This is a genomic window from Bradyrhizobium sp. 197, from assembly GCF_023073375.1.
Classification (GTDB): domain Bacteria; phylum Pseudomonadota; class Alphaproteobacteria; order Rhizobiales; family Xanthobacteraceae; genus Bradyrhizobium.
In genome coordinates, this window is the sequence record NZ_JADPJJ010000135.1 from 42,750 (window position 1) to 61,753 (window position 19,004).

Annotated in this window: 19 protein-coding genes and 1 pseudogene; 8 read left to right on the plus strand and 12 right to left on the minus strand. The window is 63.7% G+C overall.

Annotation, left to right across the window (positions count from 1 at the left end; all coding sequences use genetic code 11):
* The first annotated feature begins 56 nt into the window (after positions 1–56).
* Positions 57–587, plus strand: coding sequence for a gamma carbonic anhydrase family protein (locus tag IVB27_RS29840; RefSeq protein ID WP_247446455.1), 531 nt, complete (start codon positions 57–59; stop codon positions 585–587).
* A gap of 59 nt (positions 588–646) precedes the next feature.
* Here the strand turns inward: IVB27_RS29840 and IVB27_RS29845 are convergent, their stop codons facing one another.
* Complete coding sequence (locus IVB27_RS29845) at positions 647–862, minus strand: hypothetical protein (RefSeq protein ID WP_247339183.1); 216 nt, start codon at positions 860–862, stop codon at positions 647–649.
* A gap of 96 nt (positions 863–958) precedes the next feature.
* Here IVB27_RS29845 and IVB27_RS29850 point away from each other — a divergent pair, with 96 nt between their 5' ends.
* Both IVB27_RS29850 and IVB27_RS29855 read left to right on the plus strand, forming a co-directional pair.
* Complete coding sequence (locus tag IVB27_RS29850) at positions 959–1,276, plus strand: hypothetical protein (RefSeq protein ID WP_247338819.1); 318 nt, start codon at positions 959–961, stop codon at positions 1,274–1,276.
* A 103-nt stretch (positions 1,277–1,379) separates the two neighbouring features.
* A complete protein-coding gene (locus tag IVB27_RS29855; protein ID WP_247446456.1) occupies positions 1,380–1,778 on the plus strand; it encodes a hypothetical protein in 399 nt (132 codons plus the stop codon).
* A 177-nt stretch (positions 1,779–1,955) separates the two neighbouring features.
* On the opposite strand, the gene IVB27_RS29860 is transcribed toward IVB27_RS29855, so the two are convergent.
* The 6 genes from IVB27_RS29860 to IVB27_RS29885 form a co-directional block, all read right to left on the minus strand.
* Positions 1,956–2,450, minus strand: a complete 495-nt coding sequence (locus IVB27_RS29860; protein WP_247446457.1) for a hypothetical protein — start codon at positions 2,448–2,450, stop codon at positions 1,956–1,958.
* Positions 2,451–2,625: 175 nt separating this feature from the next.
* Positions 2,626–3,357: an aspartate/glutamate racemase family protein gene (locus tag IVB27_RS29865; protein ID WP_247446458.1), complete on the minus strand. Its 732-nt coding sequence runs from the start codon at positions 3,355–3,357 to the stop codon at positions 2,626–2,628.
* Positions 3,357–4,235, minus strand: a complete 879-nt coding sequence (locus IVB27_RS29870; RefSeq protein WP_247446460.1) for an ABC transporter permease — start codon at positions 4,233–4,235, stop codon at positions 3,357–3,359. The genes IVB27_RS29865 and IVB27_RS29870 overlap by 1 nt, the downstream gene beginning before the upstream one ends.
* Positions 4,236–4,238: 3 nt before the next feature.
* Positions 4,239–5,198, minus strand: coding sequence for an ABC transporter permease (locus IVB27_RS29875; protein ID WP_247446461.1), 960 nt, complete (start codon positions 5,196–5,198; stop codon positions 4,239–4,241).
* A 4-nt stretch (positions 5,199–5,202) separates the two neighbouring features.
* Positions 5,203–6,492: an ABC transporter substrate-binding protein gene (locus IVB27_RS29880; protein WP_247338808.1), complete on the minus strand. Its 1,290-nt coding sequence runs from the start codon at positions 6,490–6,492 to the stop codon at positions 5,203–5,205.
* Positions 6,493–6,532: 40 nt separating this feature from the next.
* Positions 6,533–7,519 carry an ABC transporter ATP-binding protein gene (locus IVB27_RS29885; RefSeq protein WP_247446462.1) on the minus strand — a complete coding sequence of 329 codons (987 nt, stop codon included), beginning with the start codon at positions 7,517–7,519 and terminating at the stop codon, positions 6,533–6,535.
* A 268-nt stretch (positions 7,520–7,787) separates the two neighbouring features.
* Here IVB27_RS29885 and IVB27_RS29890 point away from each other — a divergent pair, with 268 nt between their 5' ends.
* Entirely contained in the window at positions 7,788–8,495 is a 708-nt protein-coding gene (locus tag IVB27_RS29890) for a GntR family transcriptional regulator (protein WP_247446463.1), read from the plus strand.
* Positions 8,496–8,512: 17 nt separating this feature from the next.
* Here the strand turns inward: IVB27_RS29890 and IVB27_RS29895 are convergent, their stop codons facing one another.
* Positions 8,513–8,722, minus strand: coding sequence for an FXYD domain-containing ion transport regulator (locus IVB27_RS29895; protein WP_247338804.1), 210 nt, complete (start codon positions 8,720–8,722; stop codon positions 8,513–8,515).
* Positions 8,723–9,083: 361 nt separating this feature from the next.
* Here IVB27_RS29895 and IVB27_RS29900 point away from each other — a divergent pair, with 361 nt between their 5' ends.
* On the plus strand, positions 9,084–10,391 hold the full coding sequence (locus IVB27_RS29900) for a metal-dependent hydrolase family protein (protein ID WP_524536527.1): 1,308 nt from the start codon (positions 9,084–9,086) through the stop codon (positions 10,389–10,391).
* Positions 10,392–10,652: 261 nt separating this feature from the next.
* Entirely contained in the window at positions 10,653–12,341 is a 1,689-nt protein-coding gene (locus IVB27_RS29905) for a CYTH and CHAD domain-containing protein (RefSeq protein WP_247446467.1), read from the plus strand.
* Positions 12,342–12,464: 123 nt separating this feature from the next.
* Here the strand turns inward: IVB27_RS29905 and IVB27_RS29910 are convergent, their stop codons facing one another.
* The 4 genes from IVB27_RS29910 to IVB27_RS29925 all read right to left on the minus strand — a co-directional run bounded on the left by IVB27_RS29910 (position 12,465) and on the right by IVB27_RS29925 (position 16,568).
* On the minus strand, positions 12,465–13,091 hold the full coding sequence (locus IVB27_RS29910; protein ID WP_247446468.1) for a transglutaminase-like cysteine peptidase: 627 nt from the start codon (positions 13,089–13,091) through the stop codon (positions 12,465–12,467).
* 331 nt (positions 13,092–13,422) lie between these two features.
* Entirely contained in the window at positions 13,423–14,034 is a 612-nt protein-coding gene (locus tag IVB27_RS29915; RefSeq protein WP_247353131.1) for a PilZ domain-containing protein, read from the minus strand.
* Between the two features lie 68 nt (positions 14,035–14,102).
* Entirely contained in the window at positions 14,103–15,269 is a 1,167-nt protein-coding gene (locus IVB27_RS29920; RefSeq protein ID WP_247446469.1) for an MFS transporter, read from the minus strand.
* Between the two features lie 51 nt (positions 15,270–15,320).
* Entirely contained in the window at positions 15,321–16,568 is a 1,248-nt protein-coding gene (locus IVB27_RS29925; protein ID WP_256468475.1) for an MFS transporter, read from the minus strand.
* Between the two features lie 414 nt (positions 16,569–16,982).
* Between IVB27_RS29925 and IVB27_RS29930 the strand changes: the two genes are divergently transcribed.
* Positions 16,983–18,134, plus strand: coding sequence for a zinc-binding dehydrogenase (locus IVB27_RS29930; RefSeq protein WP_247446471.1), 1,152 nt, complete (start codon positions 16,983–16,985; stop codon positions 18,132–18,134).
* A gap of 240 nt (positions 18,135–18,374) precedes the next feature.
* Positions 18,375–19,004, plus strand: a pseudogene (locus tag IVB27_RS29935) (IS5 family transposase); the annotation flags it as partial.

A 19,004-nucleotide genomic window follows, 5' to 3' on the forward strand; every position in this document is an offset into this window, starting at 1 on the left:
CTTTGCGTCGAGGCCTCCGTTTCGCTATGCCAGTCTTAGCGTGACAGGAGACCCTCATGGCGATCTACGAGCTCGACGGGCAGGCGCCCGACCTTCCCGCCGACGGCAATTACTACATCGCGGAGACCGCCACCGTGATCGGCCGCGTGCGGCTGAAGCCGGGTGCGAGCGTCTGGTTCGGTGCCGTGCTGCGCGGCGACAATGAGTGGATCGAGATCGGCGAGGGTGCCAACGTACAGGACGGCTCGACCTGCCACACCGACCTCGGCTTTCCCCTCGTCATCGGCAGCAACTGCACGGTCGGCCACAATGTCATCCTGCACGGCTGCACCATCGAGGAGGGCGCGCTCATCGGCATGGGCTCGATCGTGATGAACGGCGCCAGGATCGGCCGCAACAGCATCGTTGGCGCCGGGTCCGTCATCACCGAGGGCAAGGAATTCCCCGAACGGTCCCTGATCATCGGCTCGCCGGCGCGCGTGATCCGCACGCTCGACGACAGCCAGGTCCAGAAGATGGGGAGCGCAGCCAGATTCTATGCCGCAAACGGTCCGCGGTTCGCCAAGGGCCTGAAACGGATCGGCTGAGATGCACGCAGGCCGTGCGCGGCCGGCATTTGGTTTCGTACCGTAGAAACACCCGCGCGTCAGCTTCCCTCGGACTCGCTCGCTTCGATCGCGCCGGCGACCTTCTCGTGCCCGGCGGCCCACAACGCATGCTCGTTGCTGCCGTCCCGGTATGGATTGGCTGCTGCCGGGATGTTCTCGCGCGCGGAACGTTCGCCCTCTGCAAGAGGATCGCGATCCGTCATCGTGATTTCGCCTGTCGGTTTTGCCGCGTCGAACGCGTTTGGTTTGGGCATGATCGTGCCTGCCTTGCCGCTTTCAAGTTGATGCAACGGCCTTTGTTCCGGAACCGGCCTTGGCTGCGGCCGTTGACCGGCGAAGGAGAATTTCCGATGGCCAGATTGTCCACAGTCCTCCTCAAGACCGTCCTCGTGATCTTTGTCCTTGCGGCGATGCCGGCCGTATCGTTCGCGCAAGCGACCGGCGGCGCAACCGGCTCCGCTGGATCGACCGGCACGGGTAGTGGTGGTGTCTCAAACTCTCCCGCCTCGCCACCCGGCACCAACAGCCTGGGTACGGCGCAATCATCTGGTGGTTCGCCCGGCGTCACCACCGGCACCGGCACAGGCGCAGGTGAGGCTGATGCCACCGTCAACACCGAGAACCGGCTGCTCGACAAGAAGCTCAAGAGCATCTGCCGCGGCTGCTGATGCTCGCGCGGAAGTGAGGCAGTATAGCTGTCCGGAATGCCCAAGGGACGCTAGCTTGGTCCTGCTTTGAGGCGTGGAGCGCGTCCACGCGGAGGATCGAGTGATGTTACGCAAGATGATGATGGCGGCGCTGGCCGTCGCGATAGTCGGGCTGTCGGCCCCGGAGGCGGCCCAGGCGCGCGGCGGTTTCGGTCACGGCGGCGGCGGCTGGGGCCACGGCGGCGGTTGGGGCCATGGCGGTGGCTGGGGCCATGGCGGTGGCTGGAGTCATGGCGGCGGCTGGCGTGGCGGCGGCTTCTGGCCGGGAATCGCGATCGGGGCGGGTATCGCCGGAGCCGGCTACTACGGCGGCTATTACGGCTACGGCCAACCCTATTACGGCAATTCGTATTACTATGGTACCGGCTACGACGATGGTGGCTATGGCGGCTGCTACGTCGTGCGGAAGCGCGTCATGACGCCGTCAGGCTGGCGTATCCGCCGTGTGGATGTCTGCGAATAGGCGCTGTACCCATCAAAAAACAAGGTCGTCGACGCAGTATACCGTCAACGACCTTGCCAGCCCCGGACATTGAAATCGGCTCACGCCATCCGGTAACGGCTAGCATCGCTCAGATTCATACTGGCGAATGTGATCCAGTTCACAAGTCAAAAAATTTAAAGCCGCGTCGCGAGCAGCTCAGCCGCGCGAGCGCTTGCGCGCGCTGGCGTGGACGCGCTGCCGCACCGGTTTCCTGCGGGTAACCGAGGGGGTCTCCACCTCGGTCGTCCGGACGCTGGCAAAGGACTGCCGCAGGCCGTCGATCGACTCGTTCAGCGTTGCGACCTGCTCGGACAGGCGCTTGGTGTCGGCCTGCTGGAATGCGAGCAACCGCTTCACCGTTTGGAGCTGGTCCTGCACGACCTGGAGCTGGTCGATCGATTCCTGCTGGGTCGCCTCCAGTCCCTTGGTCTTCTCGAACAGCTGCTCGGAGGCCTGTGCGGTGCGGGCCTGAAGCTGCCGCGACGCCACCACCCGGTCGGTCTCAGGAGCTGAGCCGGTATAGGCGCGCCAGATCGCGATCGAGGTCATGCCGGCGATCAGCAGGAAGAGGGCGGCGGCGGTCAGCGCGATGGGCTGGGCACCGAGACGAAGAAGGGGGTTGGACGGTGCGTCCTCTGCGAGATCGATCATCGCTGACAAACCCAAATTGAAACTTGGCGAGTGGCGAAACCGGCAACCCTGAGATCACCGGGGTGTCCCGAAAACGTTACGTTTCGGCAAGGAATGGGACCAAAAAGAGGCTAAGAGCAAAAAAAGCCAGCAAACACAGGCCTTGAGACATCCGAAGGTCTCATCAGGGTAGGGATCAGGGCTGAAACAGAGAAAGCGGCCCGGCATAGGTCTTCGATCGCGGCGCCGCATAGGGCCCGAGCCGGGAGGTCTTCAGCGCCAGGCGCACCAGTGATTCCGCCAAGGTCACTGCTGCGGCGACGCCGTCGATCACGGGCAGGCCGTGCGTGGCGGCGAGTTCTGCAGCGAGATCGGCCATGCCGGCGCAACCGAGCACGATGGCCTCCGCGCGGTCGTCGCGGATCGCGGCTGTGATCTCCGCGGAGATTTTTGCGAGCGCATCAGTATTGCGCTCCTCAAGCGCGAGCACCGGCACCTCGGCAGCGCGGACGCGGGCACAGCGCTCGATGAGACCGTACTTCTTCAGATTATGCTCGATCGGCACGATGGAGACACCGAGCGTCGTCACCACGGCGAAGCGCGCAGCGATCAGGCTCGCCATGTGGAAGCCCGCTTCGCCAATGCCGATCACCGGTGCCGTCGCGATCGCGCGCGCGGCGTCGAGGCCGGTGTCGTCGAAGCAGGCGATGATGTGGGCGTCCGCGCCGTCGCGATCGGCGTCGCGGATGCAGCCGAGCATGCCGGGCACCGCAAAGGCCTCGTCGTAAAATCCCTCGATCGAGACCGGGCCCATCGCCGGCTGGCGCGCATCGATCAATGTGTCGGGCAGGGCGATCGCGCGCGCGGCAGCGGCGATCTTCGTCGTCATCGACGCCGTCGTGTTGGGATTGACGACGTGAAGCCGCATCAGACAAGTCCCTTGCCGGCGTCCGAGCCCTTCGCCGCCTGCCGCTTGTTGAGCATGTGGATGGTGCCGAGCGCAACCGTGATCACCGCAAACGACACCGCGGAGATGATAGTGCCGAGCGCATAGATATCCGGGTTCGTCACCGTCGTGGTAAGGCCCTGGAGATCGAGCGGCAATGTATTCACCGCGCCGATCGCCTGACTCGAGCGCGCCAGCTCGTCCCAGGACAGCGTGAATCCGAACAGACCGATGCCGATCACCGACGGCAGGATGATCGGCAGCACGACATGACGGAAGGCCTGCCACGGCGTCGCACCGAGGTCGCGTGCGGCTTCTTCGAGCCGGGGATCAAAGCGGTTGAAGATCGCGAACATGATGAGCAGGCCGAATGGCAGCGTCCAGGTCAGATGTGCGCCAAGGCCCGAGGTCAGCAGGCCCATCGAGGTTTCGAAGTTCTCGTTCCAATGCGCCTTGATCAGATCGTCGATGATGCGGAATTCAAGCGAGATGCCGAGTGAGGTGATGATCGAGGGAACGATGAGGCTCGCGATCGCCGAATAGAACAAGATGCTTTGCGCCTTGAACTTCCTGCGGAACGCCATGCCGGCCGCAACCGACAGCACGACGGTAACGATCATCACGATGATGCCAAGCAGCAGCGAACGGCGAAAGGCCGCGCCGAGATCGACGATGCCAGTTCCCTGGAACAGTTTTGCGATCCAGAAGGTCGAGACGCCGTTCATGGGGAAGGTGAGGCCGCCCTGCGGCCCCTGGAACGACAGGACGTAGATCGCGATCATCGGGCCGTAGAGGAACAGCGTGTAGGCCGCGAAGAAGATCGCGAGCACGTAGAAGCTGCGCGGGCGTCCCTCCTTCATCGCCTATAGCTCCTTCTTGATGTCGACGATGCGCGACATCATGGTGATGATCAGGAAGGTGATGATGAGCAGGATCACGGCGTTTGCGGCCGCTGCCGGGAATTGCAGCGCGTTCACCCGCGTCTCGATGATCTTGCCGGCGGCCGCGATCTGCTGGCCGCCCATCACGCCGATGGTGATGAAGTCGCCCATCACGATGGTGATGACGAAGATCGAGCCGATCACGATGCCGGGTTTGGCCAGCGGGATGATGACGTTGACGAGCGTCTGGAAGCCGGTGGCGCCGGCGTCATAGGCGGCCTCGATCAGCGACTTGTCGATGCGCACCATCGAATTGAAGATCGGCACCACCATGAAGAAGGTGAAGAGGTGGACCAGCGCCAGCACCACGGAGAATTCGGAGAACAGCAGCCATTCCAGCGGCTGATTGATCGCACCGGTCTTGACCAGACCGGAATTGACCAGGCCGTTGCGCCCGAGCAGCGGGATCCAGGCGATCATGCGGATCACGTTGGAGGTCCAGAACGGGATCGTGCAGAGCAGCGACAATCCCATCTGCCAGGTCCTGGACTTGACGTGGAAGGCCAGGAAATAGGCGACCCAGAAGCCGATGAACAGCGTGATTGCCCAGACCAGAAAGCACAGCTTCAGCGTTTTCAAATAGGTCTTGGCGATGGTGCAGAGATCGGGAAGCTGCGCGATGCAGCCCTCGAACGTGTCGGTGTAGCCGCGGCCCGAGAAGGCCGGCAGCAACTGGTATTCGTTGTAGTCCCAGAAGGAGACGATGACGACGAAGACCAGCGGGATCAAGAAGAAGGCGAGAAACACCAACATCATCGGCCCGGCCTGGAGCCAGGAGACGAAGGATGGCGACAGGCGCGGCGCTTTCGCGGCGCGCGCTGTGCCTGATCCCCGGACGAGGTCCGGGGATGCCTGTTGCAGGATGTCCTCCGACGTGTCCATCAAATTACGCCGCGATGAACTCGTTCCACTTGCGGACCATGTAGTCGTTCTCGTCCATCACCGCGTTCCAGCAGGCAACGCCGCCCATGCGGTCCTCGTAGGAGCCGCCGTCGCGCACGGCGCCGGCCTTTTCGAGCAGCGAGCCGTCGGGCGCCTTGATGTCCTTCTCGGCTGCCTTGCCTTCCATCCAGTAGGCCCACTCGTAGGGCTCCATATGCGCTTTCGCGGTGGAGAGCACGGCGGAGTAATAGCCCTGGCGGTTGAGATAGGCGCCGGCATAGCCGGCCAGGAACCAGTTGACGAACTCGTAGGCCCATTCGAGCTTGGCGCCCGACACGCCCTTGGAGACGCAGAAGCCGGAAGCCCAGGAACGATAGCCTTCCTTAAGCGGCTGGAAGGTGCAGGCGATCCCCATCGAGCGCACCTTCGTCACCGCCGGCGACCACATCGACTGGATCACGGTCTCGCCCGACGCCATCAGGTTGACGCTCTCGTTGAAGTCCTTCCAGAACGCGCGGAACTGGCCGGCCTTCTTCGCTTCGATCATCACCTTCATGGTGAGATCGATCTCTTCCTTGGTCATGTTGCCCTTGTCGGCATATTTGTATTTGCCGGAGGCTTCCACGACCATCGCGGCATCCATTATGCCGATCGAGGGGATGTTGAGGATCGAGGCCTTGCCCTTGAACTCGGGATTGAGCAGCTCGGCCCACGAGCTGATCGGCCGCTTGATCAAGTCGGGACGGACGCCGAGCGTGTCGGCGTTGTAGACGGTCGGAATCAGCGTGACGAATTCGGTCGCCGACGTCGCGAACTTCTTGGAGTCCTTGCCTTCGAGATACAGCACCTTCCAGGGCGCGGTGCCCTGGCCGCCGATCTTCTTGCCGCCGGGCGTCTGGCCCTTGGTGAAGACGGGCGTGATGTTGTCGAATTCCTTGATCTTCCTGGAGTCGAGGGCAAGGATGTTGCCCGACGGCACGATCTTCTTCAGCGAGAAATATTCGGTGTCCAGCACGTCGAAGGAGTTCGGCTGGGTCATGACGCGCTTGGTGACGTCGTCGGTGGTCGCGGTGATGTATTCGATCTTGATGCCGGTGTCCTTCAGGCACTGCTTGGAGATGTCGTCGCCCTCGTTCACGGCGGTGCCGAGATAGCGCAGCACCTTCGGCTCGGCCGACATCACGTAGGGGAAGCCGGTGATGGCGCCGGAGCCGGCGGCAAGGCCGGCGAGACCAGCGGTGCTCTTCAATAGCGTGCGGCGGCTGACGCCGGTCTTTTTGGTCGTCTCGGTCATACCAGTCACTCCTCTGTTGCGCATTTTTGATCGATGGCCGCTATTGCAGGCGCTGCGCCTTGGCGGGATCCCAGGTGACCAGCACGCGATCGCCCGGACGGAAAGGGCGGGCGTCGAACACGGTCTCGGGAACGTGGGCGAACAAGGCAGTGCCGTCGTCGAGCGTAAGCGAGACGGCGACATAGGAGCCCTGGTACTCGGTCTGGGCCAGCAGCGCCGGTGCGCCGAACGCACCCTCAACAAACGGCCTGATGCCGAGTTGATCGGCGCGCACGGCAATGAGTTTGCCGGCGTCGCTGAGGACGTTGTGACCGCCGATGAAGCGCGCCACGAATTCGGTGCTGGGGTGATGGAAGATGTCGCGGGCCGAGCCCTGCTGCTCGATCTTGCCCTGGTTCATCACCACGATGTGGTCGGCAAGCGCCATTGCCTCTTCCTGGCCGTGGGTGACCTGGATGAAACTGATGCCGAGCTCGCGCTGCAGCCGCTTCAGCTCGCCGCGCATCCTGACCCGCAGGAACGGATCGAGCGCGGAGAGCGGCTCGTCGAGCAAGAGGATCTGCGGCTCGGTGATCAGCGCGCGGGCGAGCGCCACGCGCTGCTGCTGGCCGCCGGAGAGCTGGGCCGGCAGTCGGCCGGCATAGGAGCTCATTGCGACGAGCTCGAGCAGTTCGCCGGCACGCTTGTGCCTGATAGCGCGGTCGACGCGGCGCATTTTCAGGGCAAACGCAACATTGTCGAGCACGGTCAGGTGCGGAAACAGCGCGTACGACTGGAACATCATCGCTGTACCGCGCTTGGCGGGCTCGAGGTCGGTGACGTTTTGCGGGCCAAGGATGATGTCGCCTTCGCTGACCGGCTCGTGGCCCGCGATCATGCGCAAGGTCGAAGTCTTGCCGCAGCCGGAGGGGCCGAGCAGGCAGCAATAGGTGCCTGCCGGGATCTTCAGATTGACGGTGTCGACCGCCAGCGTCGTGTCGTAACGCTTGGTGACGGCGACCAGTTCGAGAGCGGCGGGAGTGGCCATAGCGTGTCCGGGAAGAGGGCGATGCTTCGCCTCTCTCCGCAAGGTCCGTGCCAAGCGCGCTTGAATCGTCCTGGGCTGGCCGAATTGCAAAACAGTGCAGCGGAGTCAGATCGTTAGATCGAATCTCGTGCGTCTCGGTGGCTCGCTTGCCTTCGCAATTGCGTGCACACAAAACAGGCGCGGATTGTATAAAGTTTCGCCTGTGATTGGATACAGCTCGTCGACTACCATTTCGAGGCCGAACGTTGCCGATCGAGTCCTCACACCCATGGCCGCCAAGTCCCGACCGAAATCCGACGCGCCAGATGCGAACGATCGCGTCAGCCGCATCCGGGAAGGCGTGACCGCGGCGATCCTCGAGCATCGTCTGCTGCCGGGTACGAAACTCGGCGAGGACGAGATCGGCGAGATCTACGGCTCAAGCCGCACGCTGGTTCGCACCGCGCTCCAGCAGCTCGCGCACGAGGGCATCGTCAACATCGAGAAGAACCGCGGCGCCTTCATCGCACGCCCGACGCCTGCGGATGCCCGCGAAGTGTTCGAGGCGCGCCGCCTGGTCGAGCCGACGATCGTCGATCACGCCGTTGACGCGGTGTCACCGGCTTGGATCCATCGTCTCCAGCGGCATCTTGCCGAGGAACGCGAGGCGGAATCACGCGGCGACGCGCGCGCCTCGGTCCGGCTCTCCGGCGACTTTCATCGCCTCGTCGCCGAGATGAGTGGTCACAGCATCTATCTCGGTTTCCTGAAGGAGCTGATCGCGCGCTCCTCGCTCATCATCCTGCTCTATCGCCGCCACGACACGCCGGCCTGCGGCACTGATCATCACGCCGGCATCGTCGCCGCGATCCGCAAACGCGACAGAGCGGTCGCCCGCGCACAGATGTTGTCGCATCTGAACGAGATCGAGGCCGAGCTGTTTCTGAAAGATCCCGCCGCCGACGAGTTGCGGCTCGCGGACGTGCTGGGCGCCTAACGAACCGCATCGTTTGGCTACGGCAGCGAAGACCCTTCGTTGCGCTTCATGATCTTCAGCACGAGCAGGATCGCGCCGAGGATCAGGAAGAGAACGCCGGCGAACGTCGTGCCGCCGTATTCGAAGGTCACGCCGATTCCCGTCAGCAGACATCCGATGATGATTGCGAGGAGTCCGCCGAGTTTCTTGACCAGCATGACGTGTCCGTCAGTTGTTTGTGCCACCATGTTGCGCCTCGTCATTTCGCGCCTGCGCTCGCGGCCCCTGTTACTTCTCTCCCCAGTCGAGCAGGCCGGCACGATCGTACTCTCGAATGCGCAAATTGCAATCTGGCGTTGATCGTGGACTTTTGCAGCGTCTGCATTTGATTTGAGTTCGATGTATGTGAGACAGCCGCGCTTACTCAGTTTCCTGATCTTCCCGAGTAAAGTTCGCGGTGCACCTTTGCCGCAGCTGGATGGCTGAACTGCAGAATCTCTCTAGGGTTGCAAATTGACTCCACGGGGCACGAGGCATCAACTACCATCGCGCGGTTGGGTTCTGGAGCGGGAGATCATGCCGGGATTGAAAGTGCGGGGCGGGCTCGCGATGCTGCTTGCAGTGCTTCTCTGCAATGCGTCGCCTGCGGCGGCCCAGCAGGACGCTGCCGTCCTGTTCCGTAACGTCAGGATTTTCGACGGAAAGAACGCGACGCTCTCGGTTGCGTCCAATGTTCTGGTCAGGGACAGGAAGATCGAGAAGATATCGACTGCCGACATCGCAGCCACCGGTCAGGTGATCGACGGCGGCGGCCGCGTGCTGATGCCGGGGCTGATCGATGCGCATTGGCACACGATGCTGGTGCGCCCGACGCCGATGGCCGCGCTCGCAGGCGATATCGGCTACAACAACCTGCTTGCGGCCAGCGAGGCGACCGCGACGCTGATGCGCGGCTTCACCACCGTGCGCGACATGGGCGGGCCGAGCTTCGGCCTCAAGCAGGCCATCGACGAGGATCTTGTCGCCGGTCCCCGCATCTATCCCTCGGGCGCCATCATCACCATCACCAGCGGTCATGGCGATTTCCGCCAGCTCTCCGATCTGCCGCGCACCATCGGCGGCATGCTCAGCCGCATGGAGCGGATCGGCGGCAGCATGGTCGCCGACAGTCCCGACGAGGTGCGCGTGCGCGCGCGCGAGCAGCTCATGCAGGGTGCTTCGCAGGTCAAGCTCACCGCGGGCGGCGGCGTTGCGTCGCCCTTCAGCCCGCTCGACGTCTCCACCTTCACCGAGCCGGAGCTGCGCGCGGCAGTCGAAGCCGCGGAGAATTGGGGCACCTATGTCGCCACGCACGCCTACACACCGGTCGCGATCCAGCGTTCGATCGCAGCCGGCGTCAGATGCATCGAGCACGGTCATCTCATGGACGAGGCGAGCGCGCAGCTGATCGCGGAGAAGGGCGTCTGGCTCAGCACGCAGCCATTCCTCGACCTCTCCGCGGCGGCGGGGTTGGGGCCAGCAGAGCAGGACAAGATGCGGCAGGTGGTTGCCGGCACCGATCGCGTCTACGCGCTGGCGAAGAAGTACGGCATCAAGACCGCGTTCGGCACTGACGTGCTGTTCTCGAAGGCTTTGGCGGACAAGCAGGGCTCGATGTTGGCCGCGCTGACGCGCTGGTACACACCGGCCGAAGCGCTGGCGATGGCGACGTCGACCAATGCGGAGCTGCTGAATCTGTCAGGCCTGCGCAATCCTTACCCAGGTAAGCTCGGCGTGGTGGAGGAGGGCGCGCTTGCCGATCTCTTGCTGGTCGACGGCAATCCGCTCGACAACATCAATCTCGTCGAAGATCCCGCGAAGAATTTTGTGCTGATCATGAAGGGCGGCAGGATCTACAAGAACAGTCTGGCGCGCTGACGCGCACGCGCAGTGCAGCAATTTAATTCGCATCATTACCCCGGATTGTGACAGGCGTTGCCCGATTTTTGCGCGTGACATCGTGTCGACGGCCACACACCGCGGCGTAACGTGACTATTCCTTGCGGACGGTACCGGCTATAGAATGGCGCTCTGTCATTGAAGTGTCATGTCACCGGGAATGCTCAATCAGACGCTAAGCCGGCTCGCAAGACTTCGAGCGCGCCGGACGGGAATCCTGTCTCGAAAGACGACAAGAGAATGCAAGTCGTCGCCGGCTTCTTCAGGCAGCGTGAACCGGCCGAGCCCGGCGCGGAACCAGGGATCATCGAGGGCGCTGTGATCGACCAGACGCCATCGCAAGAGACGACGCCCGCACCCGGGCCAACCCAGTCGAACGCCGCCGCGCGGCACGCCGGTGAAATCGAGCTCAAGCTTCTCGTCGATGCCGATCGCATGGCGCATTTCAACGCAGCGCCGGTCATCGCGGCGAACGCGCGCAACAAGGGCGCGCGCAAACATCTCAAGTCGGTCTATTATGACACGCCGGAACGGACGCTGCGTCGCAACGGCTTGAGCTTGCGCGTTCGTCAGAGCGGCGCACGCTTCGTGCAAACCGTGAAAACCGATGCGGTGGATGATCCACTGCGCCGCGGCGAGTGGGAGGCGAGGGTGTCGTCGCTTGCGCCCGACCTGGCTCTGGCGATGCCCTTCATTGCGGAGAAGCTTCCCAGCCATCTCGAAGCGCAGCCGCTCGAAGCGGTGTTCACGGCCGACGTTCATCGTCATGCGCGGATGATTGACCTGCCGTCCGGCACGGTCGAAATCGCGTTTGACCGGGGCGTCCTCACGGCCGGCGACCGGACGTTACCGGTGAGCGAGATCGAACTTGAGCTGAAGAGCGGCAGCGCGAGCGCGATCTACGAGATCGCATTGCGGCTTGCCGAGCACGGGGCGGTGAAGCCGTCGGTTCGCACCAAATCGGCGCGCGGCTTCGATCTTGCCGCCAACAAACCGCCCTCGGCGCGACGTCCGCGAAAACTTCGCCTCGATGCGTCGGTTACGCTCGACGAGGCGTTCGCGACGATCCTGCGCTCCTGCTTCCTCCATTTGCTTCAATCACTGCCCGCGGCCGAGGACGGTCGCAATCCGGAAGGGGTGCATCAGCTTCGCGTCTCGCTGCGCAGGCTTCGATCGGCGCTGGACCTGATGCGATCGGTCGGCGCGCTCAGCAATCTCGATGCGCTGCGGTCGGAAGCCAGATGGCTGGCGCAAGACCTCTCCGCCGCGCGTGACTGGGACGTGTTCCGGCTCGAGACCTTGCCGACCATCGCAAAGGCCTGTCCGTCGGTCGCAGGCTTCGATGCGCTGGGCCGGGTTGCGGCCGCGCGTCGGTCCGACGCCTATCGCAAGGCGCATCACGCGCTTGACGATTGCCGCTGCACCGCGTTCCTGATCGGCCTCGGAAACTGGATCGAGACGCGGGGCTGGCGTAACGACGTCGCCGCCGGAGACCCCGGCCGGCTCGCCGAGCCCGCCGTCAACTTCGCGCAGCGCATTCTGTCGGAGCAACATGCGAAGCTGCTCAAGCGCGGCCGCCGCTTCAAGTCGCTTGCGGCGGAAGATCTGCACCGGGTGCGGCTCGCGACCAAGCGGCTGCGCTATCTCAGCGAGTTCCTGCTGCCGCTCTACGAGGACCGCAAATCCGCGCGAAAATTCTCGCGCAGGCTCGCCGGCTTGCAGGAGCAACTCGGCGCCTTCAATGACATGGCGGTCACGGCATCATTGCTCGAAGGGCTCGGTGCCGAGCCTGACAGCGCCACCGCCGCGGCGGCGATCGCCGGCTGGCAGGCGCGCGCGTCGGTCGGGGTGCAGCCCGCCCTGCAAAGCACGTGGCGCGATTTCACCGCCGCGCGCGTGCCCTGGTCGCGGCAGACGCAGCAGGACTGAACGAAAGCGACATCCCCAAAAAAGTTGCGGCCAGGCTTTGGGGGAAGCCTGGCCGCGCGCGAACCGGTCTGGGACGGGGAGGGGTGGGGATGTGACCGGGTCGCGTAACTCCTTGTCTCGTTCTTACTGGTCTCTTGCGCTGGCGGTGGAGACCGCCGGCCTGGTATCGCCCAGCGAAACCCAGACGTTGGGATCGCTCTGCGATTGTCGCTTGACGAAGCGGTAGCCGGTCTCCGTCCAGGCAACGACGTTCTCGTTCTGATTGTCGAGAACGAACTCGCCCTTGTCGGTCTTCACCGTCAGCACCGCGTGTCCTTCACCCTTCTTGTCGCGCACGACGGTGATGAGCAGGGCCTCGCGCGGCCATCCGGCATCGATCAGCATCTTGCGCTTCAACAGCACGTAGTCTTCACAGTCGCCGTAACCGTCCGACGGCAGCGACCACTTCTCGATCACGCCCCAGTGCTCCTGGTCGGTCAAAGGCTTGACGGTCTCGTTGACCCAGCGATTGACCTTGACGAGGTCGCGCCATGCGGCCTGCGACATCACGATGTCGCGCGGTTGCGTCGGCGCGCCCTGGCACTGAGCGGCATTATCCGCACAGAATTCGACCCAGCCGATCGGCGAACGCGTGGTGTCGCCCAGGCTTGCATAGAGCAGACGGCCTTCGCCGGCCTGCGCTGCCGTGCTCATCCCGAAGAGGATGGCGGCCAGCGCCATTCCCTTCCCCTGTCCCCTGAAATCAAACATTGCGGCCCCCGTTTCTTGTTGGGACCACATTGCGCACGCAGCTTTTGAGTTGCCGCTAAATCGGCCAAGTAAAGTCGAGACGAATACAAGTAAAAGGCGCGACGAATTCAAACTATACTTGACTAAAGTTCGAATAAAATTCGATATGACTGCAATTGATTCAAATTTTATCGATTAACGCGGAAACGCTGCCGGAACTGTTGTTTGCACGCGTTCGCAGCCCTCGCGTTAACCCGCGCCAGGCTCGTCACGACCCATGAAAAAGGCGGCGTCCGCATCGCGGAGGCCGCCTTCAGGGCTTGAAATACAGTGGTTTTGGCGCCTTCGCGCTTTACCGTGCGGTAACGCTCTCTTCGAGTGTCTCGATCGGCTGCGAATGCATGAACTCGAGCGCGAAGCCATCTTCGAGGTTTCGGACCACGCGGCCCTGCACCCGGCCGAGCAGAACCGTCGAGTTCAGCGGCGGCCGGTTCTCGGCGGCAATGGCGGCGCCTGACAGCGAGAGGTCGATGATGCGGCAGGTCATCTTGGTGCCGTCCTCGAGCGTCAGCACCGCGATCGGGTTGCGCGGCACGATACGGTCGTGGCGGCGGTCTTCCGGCAGATTGAGGATGTCGCGGTTGGCGAGCCAGGTGAGCTGTGCGGCGAGCTTGTCGCGCTTGCGCGGCGTCGCACCCACTGTCATGGCGAAGCCATTGTCGATGATGCGGGTGATCTTGCCCTCGACGCGGCCGATATGATCGAGATAGGCGACCACGCGATCGCCGACATTGCCGATGCCGGGGGCCAGCAGTGCCAGCCCGCCCGGCGACATGTTGATTACCTGGCAGGGGAATTCACGGCGGTCCGGCAGCATGTAGCGGCCGAGCAGGTGAACCTTTACCCGCTGGAAACGCCGACGTTCCTCGGCGGCCGGAAGAAATTTTTTGTTCGCCAACGCCATTTTCACAACCCGACCCCCCGCCTGGCGGAGTCCGGGACGACCCTAAGGTGCACAGGGTTAATGCCGCGTTAGGATTGGGCGCGTCGATTACGGACAGACACGATGCGCTCGAAAAGCCACATCAGCGGCGGGCACGCCAGCACCGTCAGTGCGCCGAGGTCGAGCGCGACCGCGGCGGTCCCGGCCGATTTGGCGAGCCGGCCCGCCACCGCCGGTCCCAGCATCATCGCGGCATAGAAGAGAGTGTAGAACACGCCCATCCCGATCGCTCTCGTTTCCGGCACGAGCACGCGGGCGGTCAGGCTCATGATCGGGCCGGCCGGATGGCCGCCGATCAGGCCGATCAGGACCAGGATCGTGATCACGGCGTCGGACCGGGTCAGCCAAGCCAGCATTCCCGCCACCACGAGGCTGGCCGCGATCGCAAGCACGAGCGGCCGCTTGAAGCGATCGGCGAGATAGCCGCCTGCCGGCACCGAGATCACCGACAGCCACATCACGAGGCTGATCGCCGATCCCGCCGCGGCAATGCTCCAGCCGCGCTCGGCGAGCAATGACGGGCCGAACGAGAAGATCATGGCGAAGCCCACATTATAGAGGCCCCAGATCGCGCCCGCGACGATCACCGCCAAGAGAGCAAGCGGATCAAGCCGCCCGGAGCCGGCTGCGATGGCAGTGGCTCCCGGCGGCGGTTGATAAAACGTGATCAGCACAATGCCGATCGCGGTCAGCGCACCGGCCACGAGGAACACGGCGCCCGCGCCATAGGCGGTGCCGATCGCCGGCAGCACCAGGAGCGAGATCGCAACGCCCGCCGGCCAGGAGTTGACGAAGATCGCCATCGCGGTGGCGATCTCCTTGCCGGCAAACCAGTCGGTGCCCATCTTGGTGAGCTGCACGGTCAGCAGCACGCCGCCGGCGCCGGAGGCAAGCCGGCCCGCCATCTGCCAGCCCCAGACATCGGTGGCGGCCATGACGAGGCTGCCGGCCGTCATCAGCAGCAGTGCCGCGATGGTCGTGGGCTTGTCGCCAAGGGTCCGGCCGATCGCGCCGCCCGGCAGCGCCAGCACGATGCCGGGTGTGAAATACAGCCCGATCAGGATGCCGATATCGGCGAGCCCGACTCCAAAAGTCTGTTGCAGCAGCGGCGCGACCGCAGCCACGCTCTGGAACTGGAACGCAATGGTGAGGCGAACGACGAACAGGATAGCAAGAATGCCCCAGCGATTGCGCAACGCCTCATCTCCCCAGCCCTGTATCGAGGGTGCGGTGGAGCGAGGTCGGAGTCAACCGGCTGCCTTCCTCACCGCGCTCTGGTACAGGAGACACAGCAGCGCCAGCAGCACCGCGGCCGACAGGCCGAGCGACCAGTGAATGCCGATCGCCGCACCTGATATCCCGACGGTGATGCCGCTGAACGCCCGCATCCCGAGCCCCGCCATGTTGTAGAGGCCGACGACGCGACCGCGAATGTCGGACGGCGCGTTCAACTGCACCAGCGCTTGCGCCATGGTGTTGAACGACAGCTCGAAGAAGCCTGCAAAGAACAACAGCACGATCGCAACCGGATAGATCCGCACCGAGGCGAAGCCGAGCAGCGCCACGCTCCACAACATCGCGAGCATGATCGCGGTGCGCGGCGTGCCCTTGAGCCGTCCCCAGGATTCCAGCGCGATGCCCGCGAGCAGCGCGCCGGCAGCATCGGCCGCGAGCAGCACGCTGTAGGAGATTCCGGGATCGCCGTGGCCGAGATCGCCGGCAAAGCCCGGCATCTGCGCGTGATAGGCGTTGCCGATCATGAAGGAGGTGAGGCCGGCAAGCGATGTCATCGCCGTCAGCACCGGCTCCGTGCCGATCGCGCGCATCGTCAGCATGATGTCGGCAAGGCCGCGCACGGCGAAGCGCCGCACGGCCACGCTGTTGTCGCGCACCGGCGCCCAGAACAGCCACAGCAGCATCGGCAAGTAGAACAGCGTGTTGAAGATGATGCCATGCGAGGTGCCGAGCGTGAGCATGATGATGCCGCCGACGGCAGGTCCGACCAAAATGCCGAGATAGCGCGCCATCGCGTTCAACCGCACCGCGCTCGGAAGATCCGCCGGGCCGACGAGGTCGTAGAGCAGGAGCTGGTTCGGCGTCTGCCACAGCACGCCGGCGCAGCCATGGACCACCAGCAGCAGCATCGCGTGCCACATCTGGATCGTATCGGTGATGAAGAAGAAGCCCCATCCGCTCGACGCCACGATGAACAGCAGCATGCCGCACTGGATGATGCGGCGCGGATCGAAGCGGTCGGCGAGCCCCCCGACCGCGACCGAGAACAACAGGAACGGCAGCCAGTGCGACAGCACGGCAAAGCCCGCGAGCGCCGGCGAATGGAATTTCTGGAACACCACCCAATAGCTGATCACATGCTCGATATTGTCAGCCATCATCGCCAGCACGTAAGCCATGAACTGGAGCCGGTACGGCACCGACTTCATCGCCGCGAACGATCCGGACGCAGCGACAGGATTTTGGGGAAGGGGGTTCAAGAGGGCACCTGGGTGGGACTCTTGGGCCTTACACGTTCGCCGGTAAGCGCTCAAGATACTTGGGTGTGCTTGGACATCAGCCATGCGCTGCTGCCACAAGCGCAACCGTCATCCTGAGGTGCGCGCCCTTGCGCGCCTCGAAGGATAGGCCGCGAGCGCCTGTGGCCCATCCTTCGAGGCTTCACCTTGCGATGCAAATGCATCGCAAGGTTCGCACCTCAGGATGACGGCGGTGAATGTGGCAGGCGCCGTAGCCCGGACGGAGCGCAGTGAAATCCGGGAGCGCCGGTCGCGCATTCCGCTTCGCTCATGCGGGCTACGAGACCGCACCTTGGCACAACCGCGCATCTCACATACGCTTCCCGTTAGCCCGCACCACCAACCATAACAAAAGCGGGCAGCGAGGAAACAGCCATGGAACAGATCCGCGTCTGCACCCACGCGGGACCGGGCAGCGAGCCTGTCATCCGCAGCGTGCCATGGCCAAAGGTCGGCAAAAAGGCCGCGCTGATCAAGGTCGGCGCGTGCGGCGTCTGCGGCACGGACCTGCACATTCTGAAGGGACATTGGCCGAAGCCGCTGCCTTGGCCGTTCACGCTCGGTCATGAAATCGGCGGCGTGATCGTCGAATGCGGCGAAGAATTCACCGAGGACTTCATGAGCAAGCCGCTCAAGGTGGGATCGAAAGTGATGATCCCGCCGCTGATGCCCTGCGGCCGCTGCTATTACTGCATCCATTATCCGCAAGTAGCCAACAAGTGCCTGACGCCGGTCTATTACGGCCGATATCTCGGCTTCGACAAAGCGCCTCACATGTGGGGCGGCTGGGCCGAATATGTCTATGTCGATCTCGACATGCTGCCGGGCACCAAGATCTACAAATTGCCCGACGACATGTCGCTGCGGCTGGGCGCGTTGTCGGAGCCGCTGACCTCCTGCATTCGCGCCTTCAACCGCGCTGGCCGAGCCGGCGGTTTCACCTGGGGCGACACGGTGGTGATCCAGGGCTCGGGTCCGATCGGCATTCTCGCCGTCGCGGCCGCAAAGGAGATGGGAGCAGGGCGCGTGATCTGCGTCGGTGCGCCGGAGGAGCCGCGGCTCAAGCTCGCGCGCGAATTCGGCGCGGAGGCGACTGTGAACATCGAGGAGATCAAATCGCCGCAAGATCGTATCGCGCGCGTGCGCGAGATTGTCGGGGGCTTCGGCGCCGATCTCGTGATGGATTGTTCGGGCCATCCGATCGCCGGCCCCGAAGGCATCGAGATGCTGCGCGACGGCGGCACCTATGTCGAGATGGGCCAGTTCACCGACGCCGGCTCGATCGAGACGTCCTGGCACCGCATCTGCACCAAAGACCTCAACGTACTGGGATCCTGGGGCTTTACCGGTAATGATCTTCCGCTCGGCGTCGACATGCTCTATCGCACCCGCGACAAATATCCCTGGCTGAAGATGCAGACGATCTACCCCTTCACGGAAGAAGGCGTCGCGCAGGCGGTCAGGGACGCCATGGCGATGAAGACGGTGAAGTCGACCATCGTGCCGTGGCCGGAATTGGTGGAGTGAGAAATTCGGGGCCCGGATTGCGCTGTAGCGTAAGCCGGGATTCTCGCTTGTGGCTCCTCATATTCCGCTACGCTCCATACGATCTGCGTGCGGACGTTTGGAATGAAAGGCATGACGATGGACGAGACACCCGAACCCGACCAACGCACGCGCTCCCCCTTCCACGCCATCCGCGCGATCGACTAGGGTCTGTTGGGATTCAGGATTCTCATCGGGGCTTGGTTGTGATTCAAGCTTGGGATGGACCGATTCGTTTTGACTGACGCCCAATGGGCGAAGATGGAGCCGCATTGTCTTGGCAAGCCGGGAGATCCGGGCCGCAGCGGCAAGGACAACCGACTGTTTGTCGAGGCCGTTCTGTGGATCGCCCGAACCGGCAGTCCCTGGCGGGATCTGCCGGCGATGTTCGGCCACTGGAATAGCACATTCACGCGCTTTCGCGACTGGGTGAAGGCGGATGTCTGGAAGCGGCTGTTCGAGGCCATCTCCGACGATCCCGACATGGAATACGCCATGGTCGACGCCACCATCGTCAAGGTCCACCGCCACGGTCAGGGCGCAAAAGGGGGACGCAAAGCCAGGCGATCGGCCGCTCGAAAGGCGGCATGACCACCAAAATTCTGGCGCTCACCGATGCGCTCGGCAATCTCGTGCGCTTCGTGCTCCTGCCGGGACAGCGTTTCGATACGGTGGGCGTGCCGCCGCTCATCGAGGGATTGGCCTTCAACGCGCTGATCGCTGATAAGGCCTTCGATAGCAACGCCATCATCGCCGAGCTCGAAGCGCGTGGCGCCAAAGTCGTCATCTCCCAGCATCCGCGCCGTGCACAGCCTCTCGCCATCGACAAGGAGATGTACAAATGGCGGCATC